This window comes from uncultured Polaribacter sp. (assembly GCF_947495205.1).
In the GTDB taxonomy this organism is placed as follows: Bacteria; Bacteroidota; Bacteroidia; order Flavobacteriales; family Flavobacteriaceae; genus Polaribacter.
In genome coordinates, this window is sequence record NZ_CANLXV010000005.1 from 137,604 (window position 1) to 158,109 (window position 20,506).

Genomic DNA, 20,506 nt, shown 5'->3' on the forward strand with positions numbered 1-20,506 from the left:
TCTATAAAAAAACCAAATATTTTACCTAACAAAGCTATTGTTTTGGTTTAATTGATTGAATTGTAAGGTTAAATACTAATTATTTAACGGCAATCATACTAATTTCTACATTTACAAATTTTGGCAAATTTGCAACTTCTACAGTTTCTCTAGCTGGTGCAGTATCATCATTAAAATAAGTACCATAAACTGCATTTATTTTTGAAAAATTGTGCATATCAGCAATAAAAATAGAAGATTTAATAACGTTCTCAAAAGTCATTTCTGCAGCTAACAAAACTTGTTTCATGTTTTCCATTACTTGCTTTGTCTCCTCCTCTATGTTATCTAAAACTAATTCTCCTGTTTCTGGATGTATTGCTATTTGTCCTGAAGTATATAAAGTTGTTCCACTTAAAACGGCTTGATTATATGGACCTATTGGCGCAGGCGCCTTATCTGTTTTAATTATTGTTTTTTTCATTGGTCTTTTTATTAAAAAATTAATATGTATAACACCATTAAAATAATCTTCTATCTGGCGGTCTATTTTTATCCCACTTTAAATCTTGTAAAACAGAAGACTTTACACCAATAAAAAAGGTGTAAGAAGAATTTGTACCAAAAGGAACCCAATTAAAATTAAAATTCCAACTATCTAAATCTCTAGAAAAATTAAATCTAGAAAAAGTAAAAGCTCCATTTTTAATATCATAACCAGAAGAATACCCCAAACTCCATTTAGGAGACAAGCTTATATTACCACTAAAAGCTAAACTGTGCACACCAATTTCACCAGGGTCTATACCATTATTTCTATAATTTGTAGAATACGCTAAGTTTATAGACCAAGGTATATCTGCATTATATAATTTGGCTGTTTTATCTTTATCTTGATTGTTGCTATTTTGTGTTTGTTGTTGATTTCCGTTACCAAAACGATTTGTAGGATCTATAACTGCACCAATAACATCTGCAGTATTATTGGGATCTCTATTTTTATCCTTTTCACTATCGCCTTCTTTGTCTTTCTTAAAATCTTCACTAGAAATAGAATAATTTGCACTTAAATTAGCATTACTTAATCTAAAAATACTCGAGTTAAATTTATTTATACGAATAGGACTACCAGAGCTAGAAGCTACCACTTGATATGGATCTAAAGAGCCATTTAAATTCACTGATAATTTATTATTAAAAAGACGTGTTCCTGCAGAAAATGAAACTGGAGCCAAACGCAAACTGTCTGATGCTATATTATAACTAGTGTTAAAATTTAAATTATTAAGTATGCTAATTTTTTCATCTTCAGCATCACTATCAGGATCTTTTGGTGCCAATTTTGCCTCTAAAACATTGTTTAATGAAATTCCTATAGAATTGCTAAGACCAGCTCCTGGAGCACCAAAAATACCATTATCAAATGGTGTATATTCTTCAAAATCATCTGGTGCATTTCCGTTTCTTACCCGTTGTATAAATTTTTCTTCAAAATCTGGTCTATAACCGTAAGATATAGATGGTCTAAATGTATGTCTTATACCTCTTAACCTACCTGTTTTTATTGGAAAAGTACCATAAATATTAGTAGATAAACTTACACCTGCACTATATTCTCCAAATCTTTTAAAACCATTTAAAGTTTCTGTAACTACCTCATCATTAACAGCATCGTATTGTTTTTGAATAAAATCAAACTGCCATACTTCTTCATAATTTATACTAGGAGAAACCGTAAAATATCTAAAAGCCTTAAAGTTGGTATTCGTTCCTGTACGATGTTGCATACCAGACCTAGCACCTTCAAACATTTTTGATGTTAAAAAATCTTCATCTGTAGTATTTATTAAATATTGGCCATCTAACGTATAATTAAAACCAAGTTTTTGAAATGCATTTTTTTGAATTCCGTCTTTTCCCACAAAAGGATAAATTCTATTCATATTTAAATTTAAAGACGGCAAAGTCATTGTAATTACTTGTGTGTTTGTGTTTTGTTGATGAGTGGCCGTAATATTCATATTAAACGGTGTACCCACAAAAGTTTTGCTATAATTTACAGAAGAGTTAAAAGTATTTGTTTGTGTTTGAGAAATGTTAAATTGATTTTGAGATTCTCTAAAAAACCGACTACTACCTAAATTAACCGATGCCGAAAATCTAGAATTTGGGCTTGCCTTTGCATCTTGATTATGTGTCCATCTTATATTAAAATTATTGGTTTTGTTAAAAGTATCAAAACCTCTAATTCCGCTAATATTATTCTCAAAATTAAAATTAAATACTCCGTTAAAGCGGTATCTTTTGCTGTAATTAGAGTTTGCTCTAACACCCCAGCTTCCATTAGAAAAAACATCTGCAGTTAAAGATAAATCTACATAATTATTAATTGCAAAATAATAACCACCGTTTTGTAAACCTATACCTCTAGCGCTACTTCCTGTATCAAAAGTAGGCATTAAAAAACCTGAAACACTAGTTTGTGTAATGGGAAAATAAGCAAAAGGCAAAAATAAAGGTGTAGGCACATCTGCTAAATACATTTGGCTACCACCCACAATAATTTTTTTACCTGGTACAATTTTGGCTTTATTTGTACCTATATAGTAATCTGGATTGTCTTTTTCTGAGGTAGTAAACCTAATTTTACGCACATAAATAGTAGAATCGTTTACCCGTTTGGTTTTTTCGCCATAAGTAAACATTTCTCCTTGTTTGGTTTTTAAACCATAAATTATTGCTTTTTTACTTTTAAAATTATAAATAATAGAATCTTGTTCAGACTCTTCATTACCTTGTTTAAAAATAGGTTTTTGCACATAGCCAGTACTATCTTTAATTCCTCTTGCAAATAGCGTATTATTGGTGTAATCTATTATAATTTCTCCTGCTTTTAAATCAATATCTGTATAAATAATATTTGCCTCATTATACAATGTTACTTTTTTGGTTTTGGCGTTTTGCTTTGTATAATCTGTTGCTACATGTTTTATAACACCTTCTAGCGTTTCTTTTGGCTTAATAGAGTCTTTTACAATAGAATCTGTTTTTTTTCTTAAAATTGTATCTAACTTTTTTGTAAGAATTGTATCTTTTTTATTAACTCTTGAAGAATCTTTTTTAGAAACAGGAAGTACTATTCTTTTTTTAGGTTTAATATCTTGAGTATAAACCAACTTAATTAAAAAGAAGCAACAAAATAAAAGTATGTATGATCGATTTGTTTGCAATGTTAGAAATACTATTTTTGTATATTGAATAAATTATGGCTTAATATTTGAAAGCCTTAAATCAAATATCAAAATTAGTTAAATTTTATTGATGCAATCCCAACAAACACATAAAAATACAAATCTTTTTTTACGAGGTTTATTCTTCGTTTTATTTTTATTACCTTTTGCAATATTTGCTCAAAAGGAATATACCGTTGTTCTAGATGCTGGCCATGGTGGGAAAGATCCTGGTAATACAGGAAACGGTTATATAGAAAAAAATATTGCCTTAAAAGTGGCAAAAAAAGTAGGCGCAAAACTTCAAAAACACAAAGAAGTAAAAGTTATTTTCACTAGAAAAACAGATGTTTTTATAGATCTTTGGAAAAGAGGAGATATTGCAAATAATGCCAAAGCAGATTTATTTGTTTCTATTCATTGCGATTCTTATACACCAAAACCGTACGTTCATGGTGCAGGAACTTTTGTTTTAGGGCTTAGAGGAAATAAAAAAAATCTTGAAATTGCAAAAAGAGAAAATGCTTCTATTTTATTAGAAGATAATTTTGAGAAGCGATATCGGGGTTTTGATCCAAATTCTGCAGAATCTGTAATAGGACTATCTTTATTACAGGAAGAAAACTTAGACAAAAGCTTATCTTTAGCAAGCACTATACAAAATAACTTTTCGTATCAATTAAAAAGAAACGACCGTAAAGTTAAACAAGATAATTTTCAGGTTTTAAGAGAAACCATTATGCCAAGTGTACTTGTAGAACTAGGTTTTTTAACAAATAAAAAAGAAGGTAGATTTTTAAACTCTAAAACGGGTCAAGAACATATGGCTACAGCAATAGCCAATGCTATTTACAAATACATTAAAAATTTACAATTAAATACGGTTCCTGAGCAAGAAAACACAAAAACCATTACCAAAGAACTTGTAATTTATAAAGTACAAATTGCTTCTAGCAAAAACAAGCTAGCTACAAAACCCTATAATTTTAAAGGCCTAAAAAATATTGAAAGAGTTTTAGTAGGAGATTATTACAAATATTATTTGGGCAATTCTACTTCTTACCAAAAAATTAAACTGACACAAAAAGAAGCAAAAAACAAAGGTTTTAATTCTGCATTTATTGTTGCTTTCAAAGAAGGAAAAAAAATAAGCATAAAAGAAGCTTTAAAATTGAAATAATATTAGCGCTTTCTAAAATAAAATATTAGTAATTTTGTGTTTAATATAAACCATAAGTATGAGTAAAGAGTTAAAAACAGGTATTGTAGTAGTAATTATAATTATTGGTGTTATTTGGGGTTTTAATTTTCTAAAAGGACAAAATTTATTTGATACAGGCACCCGTGTTTTTCAAGTAGAATACCCAAAAATTGGTGGCTTATCTACAGCTAGCTTTGTTACTATAAATGGTTTAAAAGTTGGTAAAGTAGATAAAATAGAATTTGATACCGCTGCAGAAACAAGAGGTCATTTAATTGTAACTTTTATAATACAAAACGATTTTCAATTCTCTAAAAATAGTACTGTAAAAATTTACTCTCCAAATCCATTAGCGGGTTCTAATTTAGCAATTGTACCTAATTATGATGGTGAAATGGCAGTTTCTGGAGATTTACTTCAAGGAGAAATGGAAGAAAGTTTATTCACATCTATTGGTGAACGTTTAGATCCGCTGCAATATAAATTAGAAAAAGTAATTGTAAGTGCAGATTCTCTATTTACCAGCGTAAATAAAATATTAAATGAAAAAGCAGTAAATGATATTGATACTTCTATAGCAGATTTATCTGAAACCATAAAACAACTAAAAAAGGCAATTATTTCTGTAAACGTTATGGTAAATGACAATAGCCAAAATTTAAAAACGGCCATTAATAATACCAAAAACATAACCGAAAACGTAGATAAATTAACAGATAGTATTGCCACAGTAGATTTCAAAAAAATTATTACAAAGGCAGAAAATGCAGTTGACAATTTTAATGTGATATCTCAAAAAATTAATAACGGAAAAGGTACTGTTGGTAAACTTATCAATGATGAGAAAATGTATGATAATTTAGAAGCCGCAACAAAAGAGCTGGAAGAATTACTAAGAGATATTAAATTAAACCCTAAAAGATTTATACATTTCTCTATATTTGGTAAAAAAGCCACACCTTTTGAAGAAACCGTAAAAGACTAATTTTATAACTTTAAAATAAAAATGCAATATTTACCTAACATTCTTTTTGCCATTGCCTTAATTTTTGGTGTTGGTTTCTTTGTTCTTAATATTCGTAAACTATCTAGAAATATAAAGCTAGGTAAAGATGTTAATCGCACAGACAACAAACCCGCACGTTTAAAAAACATGCTAAAAATTGCTTTAGGGCAATACAAAATGGTTAGAAGACCACTTTCTGGTATTTTACATGTTATTGTTTATGTTGGTTTTGTTATTATAAATATAGAAGTTTTAGAAATTATAGTAGATGGATTATTTGGTACTCATCGAGTTTTTCAAGGATTTATTGGCAATGCGTTTTATGGATTTTTAATAGGTACTTTCGAAATTTTAGCGGCTTTAGTTTTTATAACCGTTGTTATTTTCTGGACCAGAAGAAACGTAGCTAATATTAAACGTTTTTTAAGCGCAGAAATGAAAGGTTGGCCAAAGAAAGATGGAAATTTGATTCTGTATTTCGAAATGGTTTTAATGACCTTATTTATTGTAATGAATGCCACAGATGTACCTTTTCAAGAAGCTGGTGTTGGTAATCCTATTAGTCAATTTGTTGCTCCTATTTTTAATAATTTCTCTGCAGAAAGTATACATTTAATTGAAAGAACCTCATGGTGGATTCATATTTTAGGAATTTTAGTTTTCTTAAACTATTTATATTACTCTAAACATTTACATATACTATTAGCTTTTCCAAACACCTATTTTGCGAATTTGAATGCAAAGGGACAGTTAAATAACCTAGATTCTGTAACCAATGAAGTAAAATTAATGATGGATCCAGATGCAGATCCTTATGCCACCCCAGAAGCTGGAGCTGAAGAAGAAGTGCCAGAAAAATTTGGAGCATCTGAAGTTACAGATTTAAGTTGGGTGCAATTAATGAATGCTTATACTTGTACAGAATGTGGTAGATGTACCTCTGCCTGTCCTGCAAATTTAACTGGTAAAAAATTATCTCCAAGAAAGATAATGATGGATACCAGAGATCGTTTAGAAGAAGTTGGAAGAAATATAGATGAAAATAAAGGTACTTTTAAAGATGATGGTAAACAACTGCTAAACGATTATATAACACCAGAAGAATTGTGGGCTTGTACAAGTTGTAATGCTTGTGTAGAAGAGTGCCCTGTAAACATAGATCCATTATCTATTATTATGGATATGCGTAGATATTTAGTAATGGAACAAAGTGCAGCTCCTCAAGAATTAAATGCAATGATGAGTAATATTGAAAACAATGGCGCTCCTTGGCAATACAATCAACAAGACAGATTAAATTGGGCAAATGAAGAATAAACAATTTTTTAATTCACAATTATTAATTACGAATTCAAACAATTCGCAATCTATAATTTTAAATTTGTAAATTATGATAGTACCAACAATGGCAGATATGATGGCGCAAGGCAAACAACCAGAAATATTATTTTGGGTTGGTGCTGCCGGAAGTTATGATGATAGAGCAAAAAAAATAAGTAGAGCTTTTGTAAAAATTTTACATCAAGCAAAAGTAGATTTTGCGGTTTTAGGAACCGAAGAATCTTCTACTGGAGATGCTGCAAAAAGAGCTGGAAATGAATTCTTATTCCAAATGCAAGCGTTAATGAATATTGAAGTTTTAAACGGTTACGAAGTAAAAAAAATTGTTACTTGTGATCCACATTCTTTCAATACCTTAAAAAACGAATATCCAAGTTTGGGTGGCAAATATAAGGTTTTACATCATACACAATTCATACAAAATTTAATTGCAGAAGGTCGTTTAGAAATAGACAACCAAAACTTGCAAGGAAAAAGAGTTACATTTCACGATCCTTGCTACTTAGGAAGGGCAAATGAGGTGTATGAATCTCCAAGAGATTTAATTCGTAGATTAGGTGTTAATTTAACAGAAATGAAACGCCATAAAAGAACTGCACTTTGTTGTGGTGCTGGTGGCGCACAAATGTTTAAAGATGCAGAAGCTGGTGATAAAGAAGTAAATATTTTAAGAACAGAAGATGCTTTAGAAACCAAACCAGATATTATTGCTACAGGTTGCCCATATTGCAATACAATGATGACAGACGGAATTAAATTTAAAGAAAAAGAAGACAGCGTTATTGTAAGAGATATTGCAGAATTAATTGCGCAAGCAAATAAATTATAATTATTAATAATGAAGTATTTACTCATATCACTTTTTATTTGTGCTAGTTATTTTACAAGTGCCAAAAACAATATATCAATCCATAAAATAAAGCAAAATACTAAAGATAGTATTCCTAGTTTTAAAACAGATTTACAACAAAAACCATTGGAATACAAAGTGCAAATAGGTGCTTTTAAAACAAGAAATAAAGCTTTAGAAAAATTGAGAAATATTTCTATTTATATAGATGAAAATCTATATAAGTATAGACTTGGAGAATTTAAAACATATAAAGCAGCCAATGCTTATAAAAATGTTGTAAAAAAGCACTATCCAACAGCATTTGTGCAAGCTTTAAAAGGTGGCTTCGAAATTAAAATTTTAGATGCTCTTAAACAAGAAAAGGGTATATGACCAATTTATTTCAAAATAATGTAGTATCTACTTTTCCAGACATCACTAAAATCGATTTTATAAAAATCAATAAGAAATACTTAAAAGTAATTCTTTTAAACATTTCTTTATATTTCTTACTGCTTTTGATAGGTTTAATTCTTTGGGATATTTATTTTTTAAATGAGCAAATACCAAACCAAAAGATTTACATATATCTTTGTTTAATTCTAGTATTTTTATTTCTATACACTGTATTTATTATTGGCTTTTCAAAAAGAAAATATGCAGTAAGAGAAAAAGACATCTCTTACAAAAGTGGTATTTTATTTAAAAAAACAACAACTGTACCTTACAATAGAGTACAACACATAGAAATAGATCAAGGTCCATTTTCTCGCATATTTAAATTGGCTGCTATAAGTGTTTATACAGCTGGAGACTCTAGTGACGATTTAAAAATTAGTGGAATTTTAAAAGAAGACGCCATACAGATAAAAGAATTCATCAGTAATAAAATAGATGGGTAATACAACTGATTTTAAACATTTTACAAAACAATCTAAAAAAGGAATTCTTGTAATATATATCAATTTACTTTACAAGGTTTTTAAAGCGATTTGGGTATTATTATTTTTATTCATTCAAAAGTTTTCTAAAATATCAGAAGATAAACTGGTTTATATTTATGGGTTTATTGCATTCATTTTGCTCTTTTTTTTAATAAGAGCTTATTTAATCTTCAAAAACTTTCAATTTAAAATAGACAAAGAATATTTTGTTTTAAAACAAGGTATTTTTAAAAAAACAAATACTGAAATACCTTTTGATAGAATTCAGAACATTAACTTTAAACAAAATATAATTCAGCAAATTATAAATGTACATGAAGTTAATATAGAAACTGCAGGTTCTACAAAAGCAGAAATTTCTATAAAAGCACTAGCTTTTAATGATGCAAAAGCACTAAAAAATGCCATTACAATTTATGATAAAAAAGAAACAATTGTAGAAAAGGTTACCAAAGAAAAACCATTTTTAAAAATTGGTTTTTTAGAATTATTAAAAGTAAGCTTAACGGAAAATCATTTACAAAGTTTATTATTATTGTTTGCAGTTTTAGTAGGTTTTTTTCAACAAATTAACGATCTTTTTGATGGTCTAGGACAAAAAGAAACTATAGATAAATACATTTCTGAAAATACATCTGCCTTAGAAACAAGTGTTTTTTTAATTGTAGGTTTTCTTATTTTACTAACAATTACGGCGGTTTTAAGTTCTGTAGTTCGTGTAGTTTTTAAGCATTTTAATTTAACAGTTTACATAAAAAATAATGCTTTAGAAATTTACCAAGGTTTAACTACTAAAAAATCGGTTATTTTAAAACGAAACAAAATACAACATATTACAATTGCAACAAATCCTATAAAAAAAATATTAGGCATTTCGTTTATCACTTTTAAACAAGCTATTAGTGGCAAAGTTGCTGGTAAAAAACAAAAAGATAAAATTATAAGAATTGTAGGTTGTAAAACTGAACAAATTAATCAGATTAAAAAATTACTTGCAATTCATACACAATTGGAAGAAATTCCATTTCAGAAATCAAATAAATATTTAAAAATTAGAAATTACATTCGTTCGCTTTTCTTTTTTATTCCTTTAAATCTGTTGTTTTATTTTGGAATGGAAGAATACAATGCGTTTTGGATTAATATTTTAGTTATACCTATGTATTTAATCAGCGTTCATTTTTTCTACAAAAAAAGAATATTTAAATTTTCTGAAGATGTTTTATGTATTGGCTTTGGCATTTTAGAAACACATAACACTTACTTACCTTTTTATAAGGTTCAAAATATAAAGTTGAAACAAACCATTTTTCAGGAAAGAAAAAACGTAGCAGATTTAATTTTTCAAACTGCTTCTGGTAAATTAAAAATACCTTGTATAGATTTAGAAAAAGCTATGTTTATTTACAATTACACATTATTTAAAGTTGAAAGCAGTACAAAATCATGGATGTAAAAAGTTACATAAAAGCAGCCCGTTTAAGAACTTTACCTTTGTCTGTTTCTGGCATAATTATAGGTAGTTTCTTAGGGAATCATCAACTTAAAACAGCAGATTCTATTTTAACTTCAAGCCTTTTTTGGCTTGCCATTTTAACCACAATTGGTTTTCAAGTACTTTCTAATTTTGCCAATGATTATGGCGATTTTAAAAAAGGTGCAGACAAAAATAGAACCGGAGAAGCACGAATGGTTTCTTCTGGAAAAATAACACCAAAACAAATGAAAATAGCAATGATAATTACTACAATTATCACCTTAACAATTGCTTTAAATTTAATTTATGTAGCTTTTGGTAGCGATAATTTTGGATATTCAATCTTATTTTTTGTGTTGGGCATTACCTCAATAATAGCAGCAATAAAATATACTGTTGGCAACTCTGCTTATGGTTATAGCGGCTTTGGAGATGTATTTGTGTTTCTGTTTTTTGGTTTACTCAGTGTTGCTGGTAGTTACTTCTTGTTTACCAAAAACATAAACTTTCAAATATTTTTACCTGCAATAGCTGTTGGTTTGCTAAGTACAGCTGTTTTAAATTTAAATAATTTAAGAGATCATCAAGAAGACAAAAACAATAACAAAAACACATTGGTTGTAAAATTAGGCTTTTCTAAAGCTAAAAAATATCATTATTTTTTAATTATTGCTGCCCTTATAACGGCTTTAGTTTATCTAATGCTTAACTTTAAATCAATTTATCAATTGGTATTTTTAATTGCATTTATACCTTTATTTAAAAATATTATTACCGTTTCTAAAAATACAATTCCAGCAAAATTAGACGGTGAGCTCAAAAAAGTTGCACTTAGCACTTTTCTATTCGCAATTTTATTTGGAGTTCTAAATACCATCTTTTAAAATTAGAAAAATGAAAACAATAAAAATTATCTTAATTATTATTTCTTTATGTATTGTTACTTTTTTAGCCACAGGTTTAATTGTTAAAGAAACCAATTACACGGCTTCTATTACGATTGATAAATCTATAGAAAAAGTGTTTCATAATTTTATGAAAATAGACAGTACTAAAAACTGGATTCCAGAAATACAAACCATAGAAACTGTGGTTAAAAATCCAAGCATAACAGGCAGTACCTATAATATTGTGATTTTAAATAATGAACAAACCTTTAAAATGACACAAAAAATTATGGCCTACATACCCAATGAAAAAGCTACATTTTTTTACGATGCAGAAAATATGCTGAAAAAAGACGATTTTGTGTTTACGCAAGAAAACAATAAAACCACCATTACTTTAAATGCCAATTGCCAAAGCGATTCTTATATTATGGCCTGTATTTTCCCTTATTTTAAAGGTACTTTTAAAGAGCAAAGCGAATTGCATTTAAGTAATTTTAAAACGTATATTGAAGGTCTTTAGGTGAGCCTTATAAGTTTAGAATATTGTAAAAAATAATTTTAAACATACAAAACAACTCACTTATAGCCTTTTTCTGCTCTAAAAAAAATAAAACTATAAAAATGATAAAAGCGAGCTATAAAAAATACTTACTTAATTTTAAAAACCCCAGTGGCACATCTCGTGGCGTTTTAAGAAAAAAAGAAACCTGGTTTATCATTTTAGAAAAAAACGGTAAAATTGGTATAGGAGAAACCGGTTTATTTAGAGGTTTAAGTGCAGATGATGTAGAAAATTATGAAGAGCAATTAATTTACGCTTGTAAAAACATTAACAAAGGACTTGATTTTTTATTAAACGAATTCTTAAAGTTTCCTTCTATTCAATTTGGCTTAGAACAAGCTTTTTTATCATTAGAAAGTAACAATAAATTCGAATTATTTCCATCTGATTTTACCCAAAACAACAAACCAATTGCCATTAATGGTTTAGTTTGGATGGGAGACAAAGCATTTATGAAATCTCAAATTAAAGAAAAATTAAAAACAGGTTTTTCTTGTATAAAAATGAAAATTGGGGCTATAGATTTTGATACAGAAATTGATTTATTAAAGTCTATTCGTAAAGAATTTTCTGCTAATGAAATTGAACTGCGAGTAGATGCAAACGGAGCTTTTCAACCAGAAAATGCATTAGAAAAATTAGAAATTTTATCTAAATTAGATTTGCATTCTATAGAGCAACCTATAAAGCAAGGGCAATTGCAAGAAATGGCAAAATTGTGCGCACAAACACCACTGCCTATTGCTTTAGATGAAGAATTAATTGGCGTTTTTAGTTCGGAAGAAAAAAAGAAAATAATAACAACCGTAAAACCACAATATGTAATTTTAAAACCCAGTTTAGTAGGTGGTTTTCAAGGAAGCAAAACGTGGATAAATATTGCTAAAAAACACCATATTAATTGGTGGATAACTTCTGCACTAGAAAGTAATATTGGTTTAAACGCCATTGCACAATTTACGTTTAGTTTACAAAATAAATTACCACAAGGTTTGGGCACAGGTGGTTTATTTACCAATAATTTTAGCAGTCCTTTAGAAGTAGCTAATGGAACTTTAAAATATAACAATTCCAAAAAATGGAATTTCAATTTAATATAAATGAATTACATACAACAAGTTTTTAAAGGTAAAAACGAATGGTATCATTGGTTAATAACTGTTTGTTTGGTATTATTTGGCTGGCAAATTTTAGGAGCAATTCCTTTAATAATAGTAGCATTAAGTAAAACGGAAAACCTTGCTGAATTTACACGTTTAGCAGAAAATAATTTTACCACGGCTGGTTTAAACAAAAATTTCTTGCTTTTTTTAATGTTATTTATGTTTGCTGTAGGCTTAGTTTTTCTGTGCATTGGTGTAAAATATATTCATAAAAGAAGTATAAAATCTTTAATTACAAGTAGAAAAAAAATAGATTGGCAACGCTTTTTATTTGGTTTTATAGTTTGGGGTATTATTGCCTTTACCATGTCTTATTGCAGTATTTTATTAGCACCAGAAAATTTTATTTGGAATTTTAATGCAAAACACTTTTTTATTTTAGTAGCAATCTCTTTTATTTTTATTCCGTTACAAACCAGTTTCGAAGAACTACTTTTTAGAGGATATTTTATGCAAGGAATAGGCGCTGCAACCACAAAATCTAAATTTCCATTATATTTTATTACGTTACTAATTTCCATAATAATAATTTCTATTTTAAATTTAATGTACGGTTACAATATTTTTAGTATGATAATTGTTTTAGGAATTATAGTTTTTTTAAGTCATTTTGTAATAAGTGAAAAATTAATGAATTCTCTTTTAAATTCCAACTTGAATAAAACCTTGTTTGGCTATTTAAATACGAAGTTAACACCACTTTTAATAACCTCTTTAATTTTTGGTTTATTGCATGGTGCAAATCCAGAAGTTGCCAAATTAGGCCAAATTACAATGGTTTTTTATATTGGTACAGGACTTTTTTTTGGTATTGTAACCTTAATGGACGAAGGTACAGAACTTGCTTTGGGCTTACATGCTATTAACAATATTTCTGCAGCTTTTTTAATCACTACAGATTGGACGGTTTTTCAAACAGATGCATTGTATATTGATACATCAGAACCTTCTGTAACTTGGGAAATGTTTATACCTGTTTTTGTGTTTTATCCATTAATGTTGCTTCTATTTTCTAAAAAATATGGCTGGCAAAACTGGAAAGAAAAACTAGCTGAAAAAATTGAAATGCCCACTAAAATAGATGCTAATTATAAAAATCTAGACGAAATTGGCACCACATAAATTTCATAAAAACTTTACATTAAACAGTTTTTCATTTACTTGTGTTGATGAGCTTCTCTCCTATTCTAAAAATTTAGCTACAGAAAACCAAGAGTTTTTAAAAGCATGGTTTGCGCCAGAACCTTTTCTTATTGTGCAAACATCTGGCTCTACTGGAAAACCAAAACCAATAAAAATTTTAAAGCAACAAATGATAAATTCTGCCTTGGCAACAGGAGAATTTTTCAATTTAAAACCAAAAACAACGGCTTTATTGTGTTTGCCTACAAAATATATTGCTGGTAAAATGATGCTGGTAAGAGCATTAACTTTGGGTTGGCATTTAGATATTATAAACGCAAATACCAAACCTTTAAAAAACAATAATAAAATCTATGATTTCTCTGCAATGGTGCCATTGCAAGTAGAAAATTCTTTAGAAAAATTAAATGCAATAAAACAATTAATAGTTGGTGGTGGCTTAGTTTCTTGTCAATTACAAAAAAAATTACAAAATTGTAGTACAAAAGTTTTTGCCACTTATGGCATGACGGAAACCATAACCCATATTGCTGTAAAGCAGTTAAATAATTTTAATACCATTTATAAAACGGCCTTTTATAAAACGTTACCCAACACAACTATTTATGTTGATGAAAGAAGTTGTTTGGTTATAAAAAATGAAAAAGTTACTAATACAGTTATTTTTACAAATGATGTAGTGCAGCTTACTTCAAATAATCAATTTGAATGGCTTGGACGCTATGACAATGTAATTAATTCTGGCGGAATCAAGCTTCAACCTGAAAAAATAGAAGAAAAATTAAGTGAAATTATACAACACCGCTTTTTTGTTGCAGGTATTAAAGATGCTATTCTTGGCGAAAAATTAATTCTGATTATTGAAAGTGCTGTTGCTAACTTACCAAAAAACATAAAAGATAAAATTAGCGCAGCAAATATACTTTCTAAATTCGAAATTCCTAAAGCAATTTATTTTATCAATACTTTTATTGAAACTGAAACCGGTAAAATTCAACGTAAGGCGACACTTGAACAAATTAAAACTAATTCAACAAGTTAGTTTACTTCAAATTTATATAGGTTAACTCATTCCCTATTTTTAAAATAGAATATCAAACGTAATTTTATAGCAACTTTTAAAACCTATAAAACTATGAAATCATTACTATTTTTTTCTTTAATATGTAACTTATTCTTTTTAAACGCCCAAGAAAAAGAAATTACAGGAACAGTTTCTAGTGCTTCTGAAAGTTTACCTGGAGTTTCTATTCTTGTAAAAGGAACTACAACTGGCACAACAACAGATTTTGATGGAAAATATAAGATAAAAGCAAATATTGGAGATCAATTAATTTTCACCTATTTGGGCTATAAAAAAGTTGTTAAAACTATAGGAAATTCAGCAATTATAAACGTTGTAATGGCCGAAGATGATAGTGTGTTAGAAGAAATTGTTGTTGTGGGTTATGGAATATCAAGAAAAAGTTATACCACTGGGGCAATTTCTTTATTTAAATCAAAAAAACAAACTAATCCTTTACATGCTCAGATATCAAATACGTTAAAAGGCACATTATCAGGATTAAAAAGCAGAAACCAACATCAAAAAAATATTAGAATCAAAGGAGTATCAACAAACAGAAAAAAGCCATTATACATTGTAGATGGAGTTCCTATTAGCAATACCTATAGCAGTTTAGCAGAAAAATTAGACGTTAAAAATATTGAAAAAATAAATATTTACAAATCACAAAAAGCAAAGAAATTATTCGGAATTTCTGCCAAAAACGGCTGTATCGTTATTACTACAAAAAAAGGAAATTACAGAGTAGAAAACGACGAATCTTATGCGCAAATTCATGAAAACAAGTTTAAACATGTACACTTAAATCCGTTTTCTACATTTTCTATTGATGTAGACAAGGCGTCTTACAGTAACGTTAGAAGAATGATTAATAATGGAGAAAAAGTACCCTTTGATGCTGTTAAAATAGAAGAAATGGTAAATTACTTCAATTACAATTATGCGCAACCAAAAGATCATCATCCTTTTGCAATACATACAGAAGTTGCTCAAACACCTTGGAACACCCAAACAAAATTGGTTAAAATTGGCATACAAGGAAAAAAACATCTAAAAGAAAATTTACCAGCAGCTAACCTTACTTTTTTAATAGACGTTTCTGGTTCTATGGGAAGTTCAAATAAATTACCATTACTAAAATCTGCATTCAAGTTGTTGGTAAAACAATTAAGAAAAAAAGACAAAGTAGCTATTGTAGTTTATGCTGGGGCTGCTGGTATTGTTTTAAAACCAACTTCTGGAAACCATAAAGAAAAAATAATGGCAGCCTTAAACCACTTAGAGTCTGGTGGTTCAACTGCAGGTGGTGCTGGTATAGAATTGGCTTATGATCTGGCAACAAAACATTTTAAAAAGAATGGAAACAATCGTGTTATTTTAGCAACAGATGGCGATTTTAATGTAGGCGCATCTGGCAATAAAGCCATGGAAAAACTAATTACCTCAAAAAGAAAAACTGGTATATTTTTATCTGTTTTAGGTTTTGGTTATGGCAATTATAAAGACAAAGAACTAGAAACTTTGGCAGATAAAGGTAATGGAAATTATGCCTACATAGATACCATGCAAGAAGCGCAAAAAGTGTTTGGCCAAGAGTTTGGTGGTACTTTATATACGATTGCAAAAGATGTTAAAATTCAATTAGAATTCAACCCAAATAAAGTAAAAGGTTATCGGTTAATTGGTTATGAAAACAGGTTGTTAAACAATGAAGACTTTATAGATGATACCATAGATGCTGGAGAATTAGGTTCTGGCCATACAGTTACTGCTATTTATGAAATTATTCCGATAAACTCTAATAGTAATTATTTAAAAGAAGTGCCTAAATTGAAATACAATAAGCCTAATCTTAATAATTCAGGTGAATTATTTACCGTAAAATTTAGATATAAAAAACCATCGGAAGAAAAAAGTATAGCAATAACCCACGTACAAGAAGACAAAACAACTATAATTTCTAAAGATTTTCAATTTGCAGCTGCAGTGGCACTATTTGGAATGCAATTGAAAAATTCTAGTTATGGTAACAAAACAAGCTTAAAAGATGTTATTGACTTAGCCATAAAAGGGAGAGGAAAAGACGAAGATGGCTACAGAGCAGAATTTATACGTTTGGTTAAAAGTTATGAAAATGAAATCTAAAAATAACCCATTTATGAAAAGAAAAAAGTCTCAGGTTAATTTAAAACCAAAGACTTTTTTCTTCTAAAATATTGCAGTTTATCTTCAATAAGATTAATTACCCGCAATTTGTAAAATTCTTAAGCTATTTTTTAATTTTGTGCCAATTGAAGTATCAAAAGTTTTCTTTTTGTATTTAGTTACAGGCTGAATGCCCATAATTGCATTGGTTATAAAAACCTCATCTGCTTTTTGTATTTCAAAAGGTGAAATACTAGTTTCTTCAATTGTGTAATCTGGGTTTTTAGTAAGCATTTCAATAACTTTCATTCTTACAATACCTCTAATACAACCTTCTGTTAAAGCTGGCGTTTTTATGGTTGTGCCTTTAATTATAAAAATATTTCCATTGGCTACTTCTGCAACTCCTTTTCTTTCATTTACCAAAATACAATTGTCTAAGTCGTTCTCTTCCGCAAAAATACTTGCTAAAGTATTTAAAATTCTATTGTTGGTTTTTATGGTTGATAAAAGGCCAGAATAATTATAAAAATCCTTAAAAACATCTATTTGGTAGCTACTTTTAGTTTGATAATCTGTAGCAGAAACTTCTATGATATAATCTATTTTATTTGTTTTTGGAGTATAAAAACCACCGTCTTTTCTAAATACATTTAATCTTGCTCTAAAAGATGTTGCTTTATCTTGTACTGCTATTGTTTTTAAAATTTCTTGCTCTAAAAATTCTAATGTAAATTCCATAGGAATTTTCATACGTAACATTCTCATAGAAGCCATTAATCTAAAGTAATGGTCTTCCCAAAAAACAACTTTATTATTTACTACTTTAATGGTTTCAAATATTCCATCGCCATATTTAAAACCTCTATTATCTGTAGTTAATTGTATGTTTTCTTTAAAAAGTAATGTTCCATTAAAATTAATCATCTCCTCTATTTTAAGAATGCAAAATTACTATAATTTGTTATAATTTAATCATAAAAAAACCAGCAATTCTGCTGGTTTTAAATTTGTATAATCTCTTAGTTTATTAGGCGCCAATGGTATGTTTTAACTCATCTATTTGGTTTTCCCATAATTGTTTTGCTTCCTCTACCTCATCTTCATCTTCAGCAAAATCTGTAATAATTAAAGAAACATCTTTAGTTAACGGGTCTACCTGAATTTTTATTTCGAAAAAGCTTTCATCTCCTTCACTTTCTTGCCATTTCCAACGTATTCTTTCGCCAGATTTTTTAGTTATTAAATCTGCCAATTCTTCTGTACCTTCCCAAACAAAACTAAACACTTTACCTCTAGCGTTTACCTTATCTGCAAACCATTCTTGTAAATTAGATGGCGAAGAAATATATTGATATAACATGTTGGGCGAAGCATGTACTGGAATTTCGAGTTCGTATTGTATTTTTTCCATTTATTTTTTTTGGTTGGCTGGCAAGATAAGTATTAATTCTATTTAAAAAAAATTAGCACTCTACTTGCCAGTCTATAAAAAGTAATTATATTTGCACCCGCAAACCAATGGCGAGGTAGCTCAGTTGGTTAGAGCGCAGGATTCATAACCCTGAGGTCGGCAGTTCAAATCTGCTCCTCGCTACTTAAAAATAAAGCAGTTACATAATTTTTGTAACTGCTTTTTTATTATTAGACAACTATCCGATAACATTTTTAATATTGATCCCAAAAAACACTTATTCTAAAAGCTATCTTTTCTAAATATTTTAAATTTGATAAAAAAACATAAAATTAGAAGTAAATAATATATTTTAGTCCTCTATTTTTACCAATATCATTTTAATTATTCTGAAGTATGCAAATTATTACTTTTTTAGGCTTTACCATTTTAGTAGCTTTACTATCTTATTTGGCAACAAGAAAAACAAAAGAAAACTCTTCTGATGGGTATTTTTTAGGAGGCAGAAGTTTAACTGCTGGTGTTATAGCTGGCTCTTTACTTTTAACTAATTTATCTACAGAGCAAATAGTTGGTTTAAATGGTTCTGCTTATACAAGTGGCTTATCTGTAATGGTTTGGGAAACATTAGCTGCTATAGCTATGGTAGTTACAGCCGTTTACTTGCTACCTAAATATCTTAAAAGTGGTTTAACTACGGTTCCTGGGTTTTTAGAAAAACGATTTGATGTAACCACCAAAACTTTAACTTCTATTTTATTTCTATCAGGCTACGTAATTGTACTGCTACCCGTAATTTTATACTCTGGTTCTTTAGCAATTAGTGGTATGTTTGATATCCCTTCTTTACTAGGAGTTACGCATACACAATCTATTTGGATTTGTGTTTGGGGTATAGGAATAATAGGTTCTATTTATGCTGTATTTGGTGGCTTAAAAGCTGTTGCTGTTTCAGATTCCATAAACGCAATAGGGCTATTGGTAGGTGGTGTTTTAATTCCTTTTTTTGGTCTTTTAATGATTGGTGATGGCAGTTTATCTGAAGGTTTAAACATATTGGTAACAGAAAATCCAGAAAAATTTAACTCCATTGGTGGTTCAACAGATCCTGTTCCTTTTCATACCATTTTTACAGGTATGATGTTGGTACAACTTTTTTATTGGGGCACAAATCAACAAATAATACAAAGAGCACTTGGCGCAAAAGATTTAAAAGAAGGACAAAAAGGTTTGTTACTTGCTTCTTTTATTAAAATATTGGGCCCAATAATTGTAGTTTTACCAGGTTTAATTGCTTTCCATATTTTTGAAGGTAATTTAGAAACTGCTGATAGCGCTTACCCCATGCTAGTTAAAAAAGTATTGCCTCAAGAATGGGTTGGTTTTTTTGCTGCGGTTTTATTTGGCGCAATTTTAAGTTCTTTTAATAGTGTTTTAAACAGTTCTGTAACTTTATTTGGAATAGATATTTACAAACAACATATTCATAAAAACGCAAATGAAAAAGAAGTTGTAAAATATGGAAAAACTTTTGGGGTAATTTTAGCTATTGCAGCAATGTGTATAGCTCCTTTAATTGCAAATGCAGGAAGCTTATTTGACTATTTGCAAGAAATTAACGGAATTTATAGTATTCCTATACTAACCATAATTTTTGTAGGTTTTGTAACTAAAAAAGTACCTGCTATAGCCGCTAAAATTGGTTTAATTTCAGGATGTCTATTGTATATCTTTAGTCAGTTTATTTTGCAACCCTATTTTCAACAAACAGCTTTAGAAGAAGCAAAATTACAGGGTATTACAAATGTTACAGAATTAAACCTAATTGAATCTAGTGCTTACCCTCATTTTTTAGATGTAATGGCTGTTTTATTTATTTTAAACATTATAATTATGCTAATTATAGGTAAAATTAAACCTAGAACAACTCCATATGTACAAGAATACACAGCGCAGGTAAACATTTCTCCTTGGAAATATATTAATGAAGCAAGCATACTTATTTGCGCTATTGTTATTGGTGTGTACGTTTACTTTTCTTAGTCTGTTTAATTTAGAATACAAACAAAACTAAAAACTGAATTCAATTTAAATATCGAATTCAGTTTTTGTA

The 20,506-nt window shown here is 28.9% G+C and carries 18 protein-coding genes and 1 tRNA gene; 15 read left to right on the plus strand and 4 right to left on the minus strand.

The window, feature by feature from the left end; all coding sequences use genetic code 11:
• Positions 1–79: 79 nt before the first annotated feature.
• Entirely contained in the window at positions 80–463 is a 384-nt protein-coding gene (locus tag Q0762_RS06545) for a Rid family detoxifying hydrolase (protein ID WP_298765054.1), read from the minus strand.
• A 37-nt stretch (positions 464–500) separates the two neighbouring features.
• Positions 501–3,155, minus strand: a complete 2,655-nt coding sequence (locus tag Q0762_RS06550) for a putative LPS assembly protein LptD (protein ID WP_298765056.1) — start codon at positions 3,153–3,155, stop codon at positions 501–503.
• A 145-nt stretch (positions 3,156–3,300) separates the two neighbouring features.
• Between Q0762_RS06550 and Q0762_RS06555 the strand changes: the two genes are divergently transcribed.
• The 13 genes from Q0762_RS06555 to Q0762_RS06615 all read left to right on the plus strand — a co-directional run bounded on the left by Q0762_RS06555 (position 3,301) and on the right by Q0762_RS06615 (position 16,979).
• Complete coding sequence (locus tag Q0762_RS06555) at positions 3,301–4,389, plus strand: N-acetylmuramoyl-L-alanine amidase (RefSeq protein WP_298765057.1); 1,089 nt, start codon at positions 3,301–3,303, stop codon at positions 4,387–4,389.
• Positions 4,390–4,447: 58 nt separating this feature from the next.
• Positions 4,448–5,395 carry an MlaD family protein gene (locus tag Q0762_RS06560; RefSeq protein ID WP_298765060.1) on the plus strand — a complete coding sequence of 316 codons (948 nt, stop codon included), beginning with the start codon at positions 4,448–4,450 and terminating at the stop codon, positions 5,393–5,395.
• Between the two features lie 21 nt (positions 5,396–5,416).
• Positions 5,417–6,733 carry a (Fe-S)-binding protein gene (locus Q0762_RS06565; protein ID WP_298765063.1) on the plus strand — a complete coding sequence of 439 codons (1,317 nt, stop codon included), beginning with the start codon at positions 5,417–5,419 and terminating at the stop codon, positions 6,731–6,733.
• Between the two features lie 73 nt (positions 6,734–6,806).
• Positions 6,807–7,586: a (Fe-S)-binding protein gene (locus Q0762_RS06570; protein ID WP_298765065.1), complete on the plus strand. Its 780-nt coding sequence runs from the start codon at positions 6,807–6,809 to the stop codon at positions 7,584–7,586.
• A 9-nt stretch (positions 7,587–7,595) separates the two neighbouring features.
• Positions 7,596–7,982, plus strand: coding sequence for an SPOR domain-containing protein (locus Q0762_RS06575; protein WP_298765067.1), 387 nt, complete (start codon positions 7,596–7,598; stop codon positions 7,980–7,982).
• Complete coding sequence (locus tag Q0762_RS06580; protein ID WP_298765069.1) at positions 7,979–8,491, plus strand: PH domain-containing protein; 513 nt, start codon at positions 7,979–7,981, stop codon at positions 8,489–8,491. The genes Q0762_RS06575 and Q0762_RS06580 overlap by 4 nt, the downstream gene beginning before the upstream one ends.
• Positions 8,484–9,989, plus strand: coding sequence for a PH domain-containing protein (locus Q0762_RS06585; protein ID WP_298765071.1), 1,506 nt, complete (start codon positions 8,484–8,486; stop codon positions 9,987–9,989). Before Q0762_RS06580 ends, Q0762_RS06585 begins: the two co-directional genes overlap by 8 nt.
• The gene (gene menA / locus Q0762_RS06590; RefSeq protein ID WP_298765074.1) at positions 9,980–10,894 is read left to right on the plus strand and encodes a 1,4-dihydroxy-2-naphthoate octaprenyltransferase; all 915 of its coding nucleotides are present in this window, start codon (positions 9,980–9,982) and stop codon (positions 10,892–10,894) included. Before Q0762_RS06585 ends, menA begins: the two co-directional genes overlap by 10 nt.
• Positions 10,895–10,904: 10 nt before the next feature.
• Entirely contained in the window at positions 10,905–11,420 is a 516-nt protein-coding gene (locus tag Q0762_RS06595; protein WP_298765075.1) for an SRPBCC family protein, read from the plus strand.
• 101 nt (positions 11,421–11,521) lie between these two features.
• A complete protein-coding gene (locus tag Q0762_RS06600) occupies positions 11,522–12,562 on the plus strand; it encodes an o-succinylbenzoate synthase (RefSeq protein ID WP_298765079.1) in 1,041 nt (346 codons plus the stop codon).
• Complete coding sequence (locus tag Q0762_RS06605) at positions 12,563–13,747, plus strand: CPBP family glutamic-type intramembrane protease (protein ID WP_298765081.1); 1,185 nt, start codon at positions 12,563–12,565, stop codon at positions 13,745–13,747.
• The gene (locus tag Q0762_RS06610) at positions 13,734–14,810 is read left to right on the plus strand and encodes an AMP-binding protein (RefSeq protein WP_298765084.1); all 1,077 of its coding nucleotides are present in this window, start codon (positions 13,734–13,736) and stop codon (positions 14,808–14,810) included. Before Q0762_RS06605 ends, Q0762_RS06610 begins: the two co-directional genes overlap by 14 nt.
• A 93-nt stretch (positions 14,811–14,903) precedes the next feature.
• A complete protein-coding gene (locus tag Q0762_RS06615; RefSeq protein WP_298765085.1) occupies positions 14,904–16,979 on the plus strand; it encodes a von Willebrand factor type A domain-containing protein in 2,076 nt (691 codons plus the stop codon).
• 93 nt (positions 16,980–17,072) lie between these two features.
• Here Q0762_RS06615 and Q0762_RS06620 read toward each other — a convergent pair whose 3' ends face one another.
• Positions 17,073–17,906 carry an aminotransferase class IV gene (locus tag Q0762_RS06620; protein WP_298765087.1) on the minus strand — a complete coding sequence of 278 codons (834 nt, stop codon included), beginning with the start codon at positions 17,904–17,906 and terminating at the stop codon, positions 17,073–17,075.
• Positions 17,907–18,009: 103 nt separating this feature from the next.
• Positions 18,010–18,393, minus strand: coding sequence for an START-like domain-containing protein (locus Q0762_RS06625; RefSeq protein WP_298765088.1), 384 nt, complete (start codon positions 18,391–18,393; stop codon positions 18,010–18,012).
• Positions 18,394–18,502: 109 nt separating this feature from the next.
• On the opposite strand from Q0762_RS06625, the gene Q0762_RS06630 reads away from it, so the two are divergent.
• Both Q0762_RS06630 and Q0762_RS06635 read left to right on the plus strand, forming a co-directional pair.
• A tRNA-Met gene (locus Q0762_RS06630) sits at positions 18,503–18,576 on the plus strand.
• 213 nt (positions 18,577–18,789) lie between these two features.
• Positions 18,790–20,436: a solute:sodium symporter family transporter gene (locus Q0762_RS06635; RefSeq protein WP_298765090.1), complete on the plus strand. Its 1,647-nt coding sequence runs from the start codon at positions 18,790–18,792 to the stop codon at positions 20,434–20,436.
• The last annotated feature ends 70 nt before the right edge of the window (positions 20,437–20,506 follow it).

Coding starts and splice junctions, on each gene's coding strand:
- Q0762_RS06615 (WP_298765085.1), top strand. CDS start 14,904: ATGAAATCATTACTATTTTTTTCTTTAATATGTAACTTATTCTTTTTA.
- menA (WP_298765074.1), top strand. CDS start 9,980: ATGGATGTAAAAAGTTACATAAAAGCAGCCCGTTTAAGAACTTTACCT.
- Q0762_RS06570 (WP_298765065.1), top strand. CDS start 6,807: ATGATAGTACCAACAATGGCAGATATGATGGCGCAAGGCAAACAACCA.
- Q0762_RS06620 (WP_298765087.1), bottom strand. CDS start 17,906: ATGATTAATTTTAATGGAACATTACTTTTTAAAGAAAACATACAATTA.
- Q0762_RS06545 (WP_298765054.1), bottom strand. CDS start 463: ATGAAAAAAACAATAATTAAAACAGATAAGGCGCCTGCGCCAATAGGT.
- Q0762_RS06555 (WP_298765057.1), top strand. CDS start 3,301: ATGCAATCCCAACAAACACATAAAAATACAAATCTTTTTTTACGAGGT.
- Q0762_RS06580 (WP_298765069.1), top strand. CDS start 7,979: ATGACCAATTTATTTCAAAATAATGTAGTATCTACTTTTCCAGACATC.
- Q0762_RS06635 (WP_298765090.1), top strand. CDS start 18,790: ATGCAAATTATTACTTTTTTAGGCTTTACCATTTTAGTAGCTTTACTA.
- Q0762_RS06575 (WP_298765067.1), top strand. CDS start 7,596: ATGAAGTATTTACTCATATCACTTTTTATTTGTGCTAGTTATTTTACA.
- Q0762_RS06600 (WP_298765079.1), top strand. CDS start 11,522: ATGATAAAAGCGAGCTATAAAAAATACTTACTTAATTTTAAAAACCCC.
- Q0762_RS06595 (WP_298765075.1), top strand. CDS start 10,905: ATGAAAACAATAAAAATTATCTTAATTATTATTTCTTTATGTATTGTT.
- Q0762_RS06565 (WP_298765063.1), top strand. CDS start 5,417: ATGCAATATTTACCTAACATTCTTTTTGCCATTGCCTTAATTTTTGGT.
- Q0762_RS06605 (WP_298765081.1), top strand. CDS start 12,563: ATGAATTACATACAACAAGTTTTTAAAGGTAAAAACGAATGGTATCAT.
- Q0762_RS06625 (WP_298765088.1), bottom strand. CDS start 18,393: ATGGAAAAAATACAATACGAACTCGAAATTCCAGTACATGCTTCGCCC.
- Q0762_RS06560 (WP_298765060.1), top strand. CDS start 4,448: ATGAGTAAAGAGTTAAAAACAGGTATTGTAGTAGTAATTATAATTATT.
- Q0762_RS06585 (WP_298765071.1), top strand. CDS start 8,484: ATGGGTAATACAACTGATTTTAAACATTTTACAAAACAATCTAAAAAA.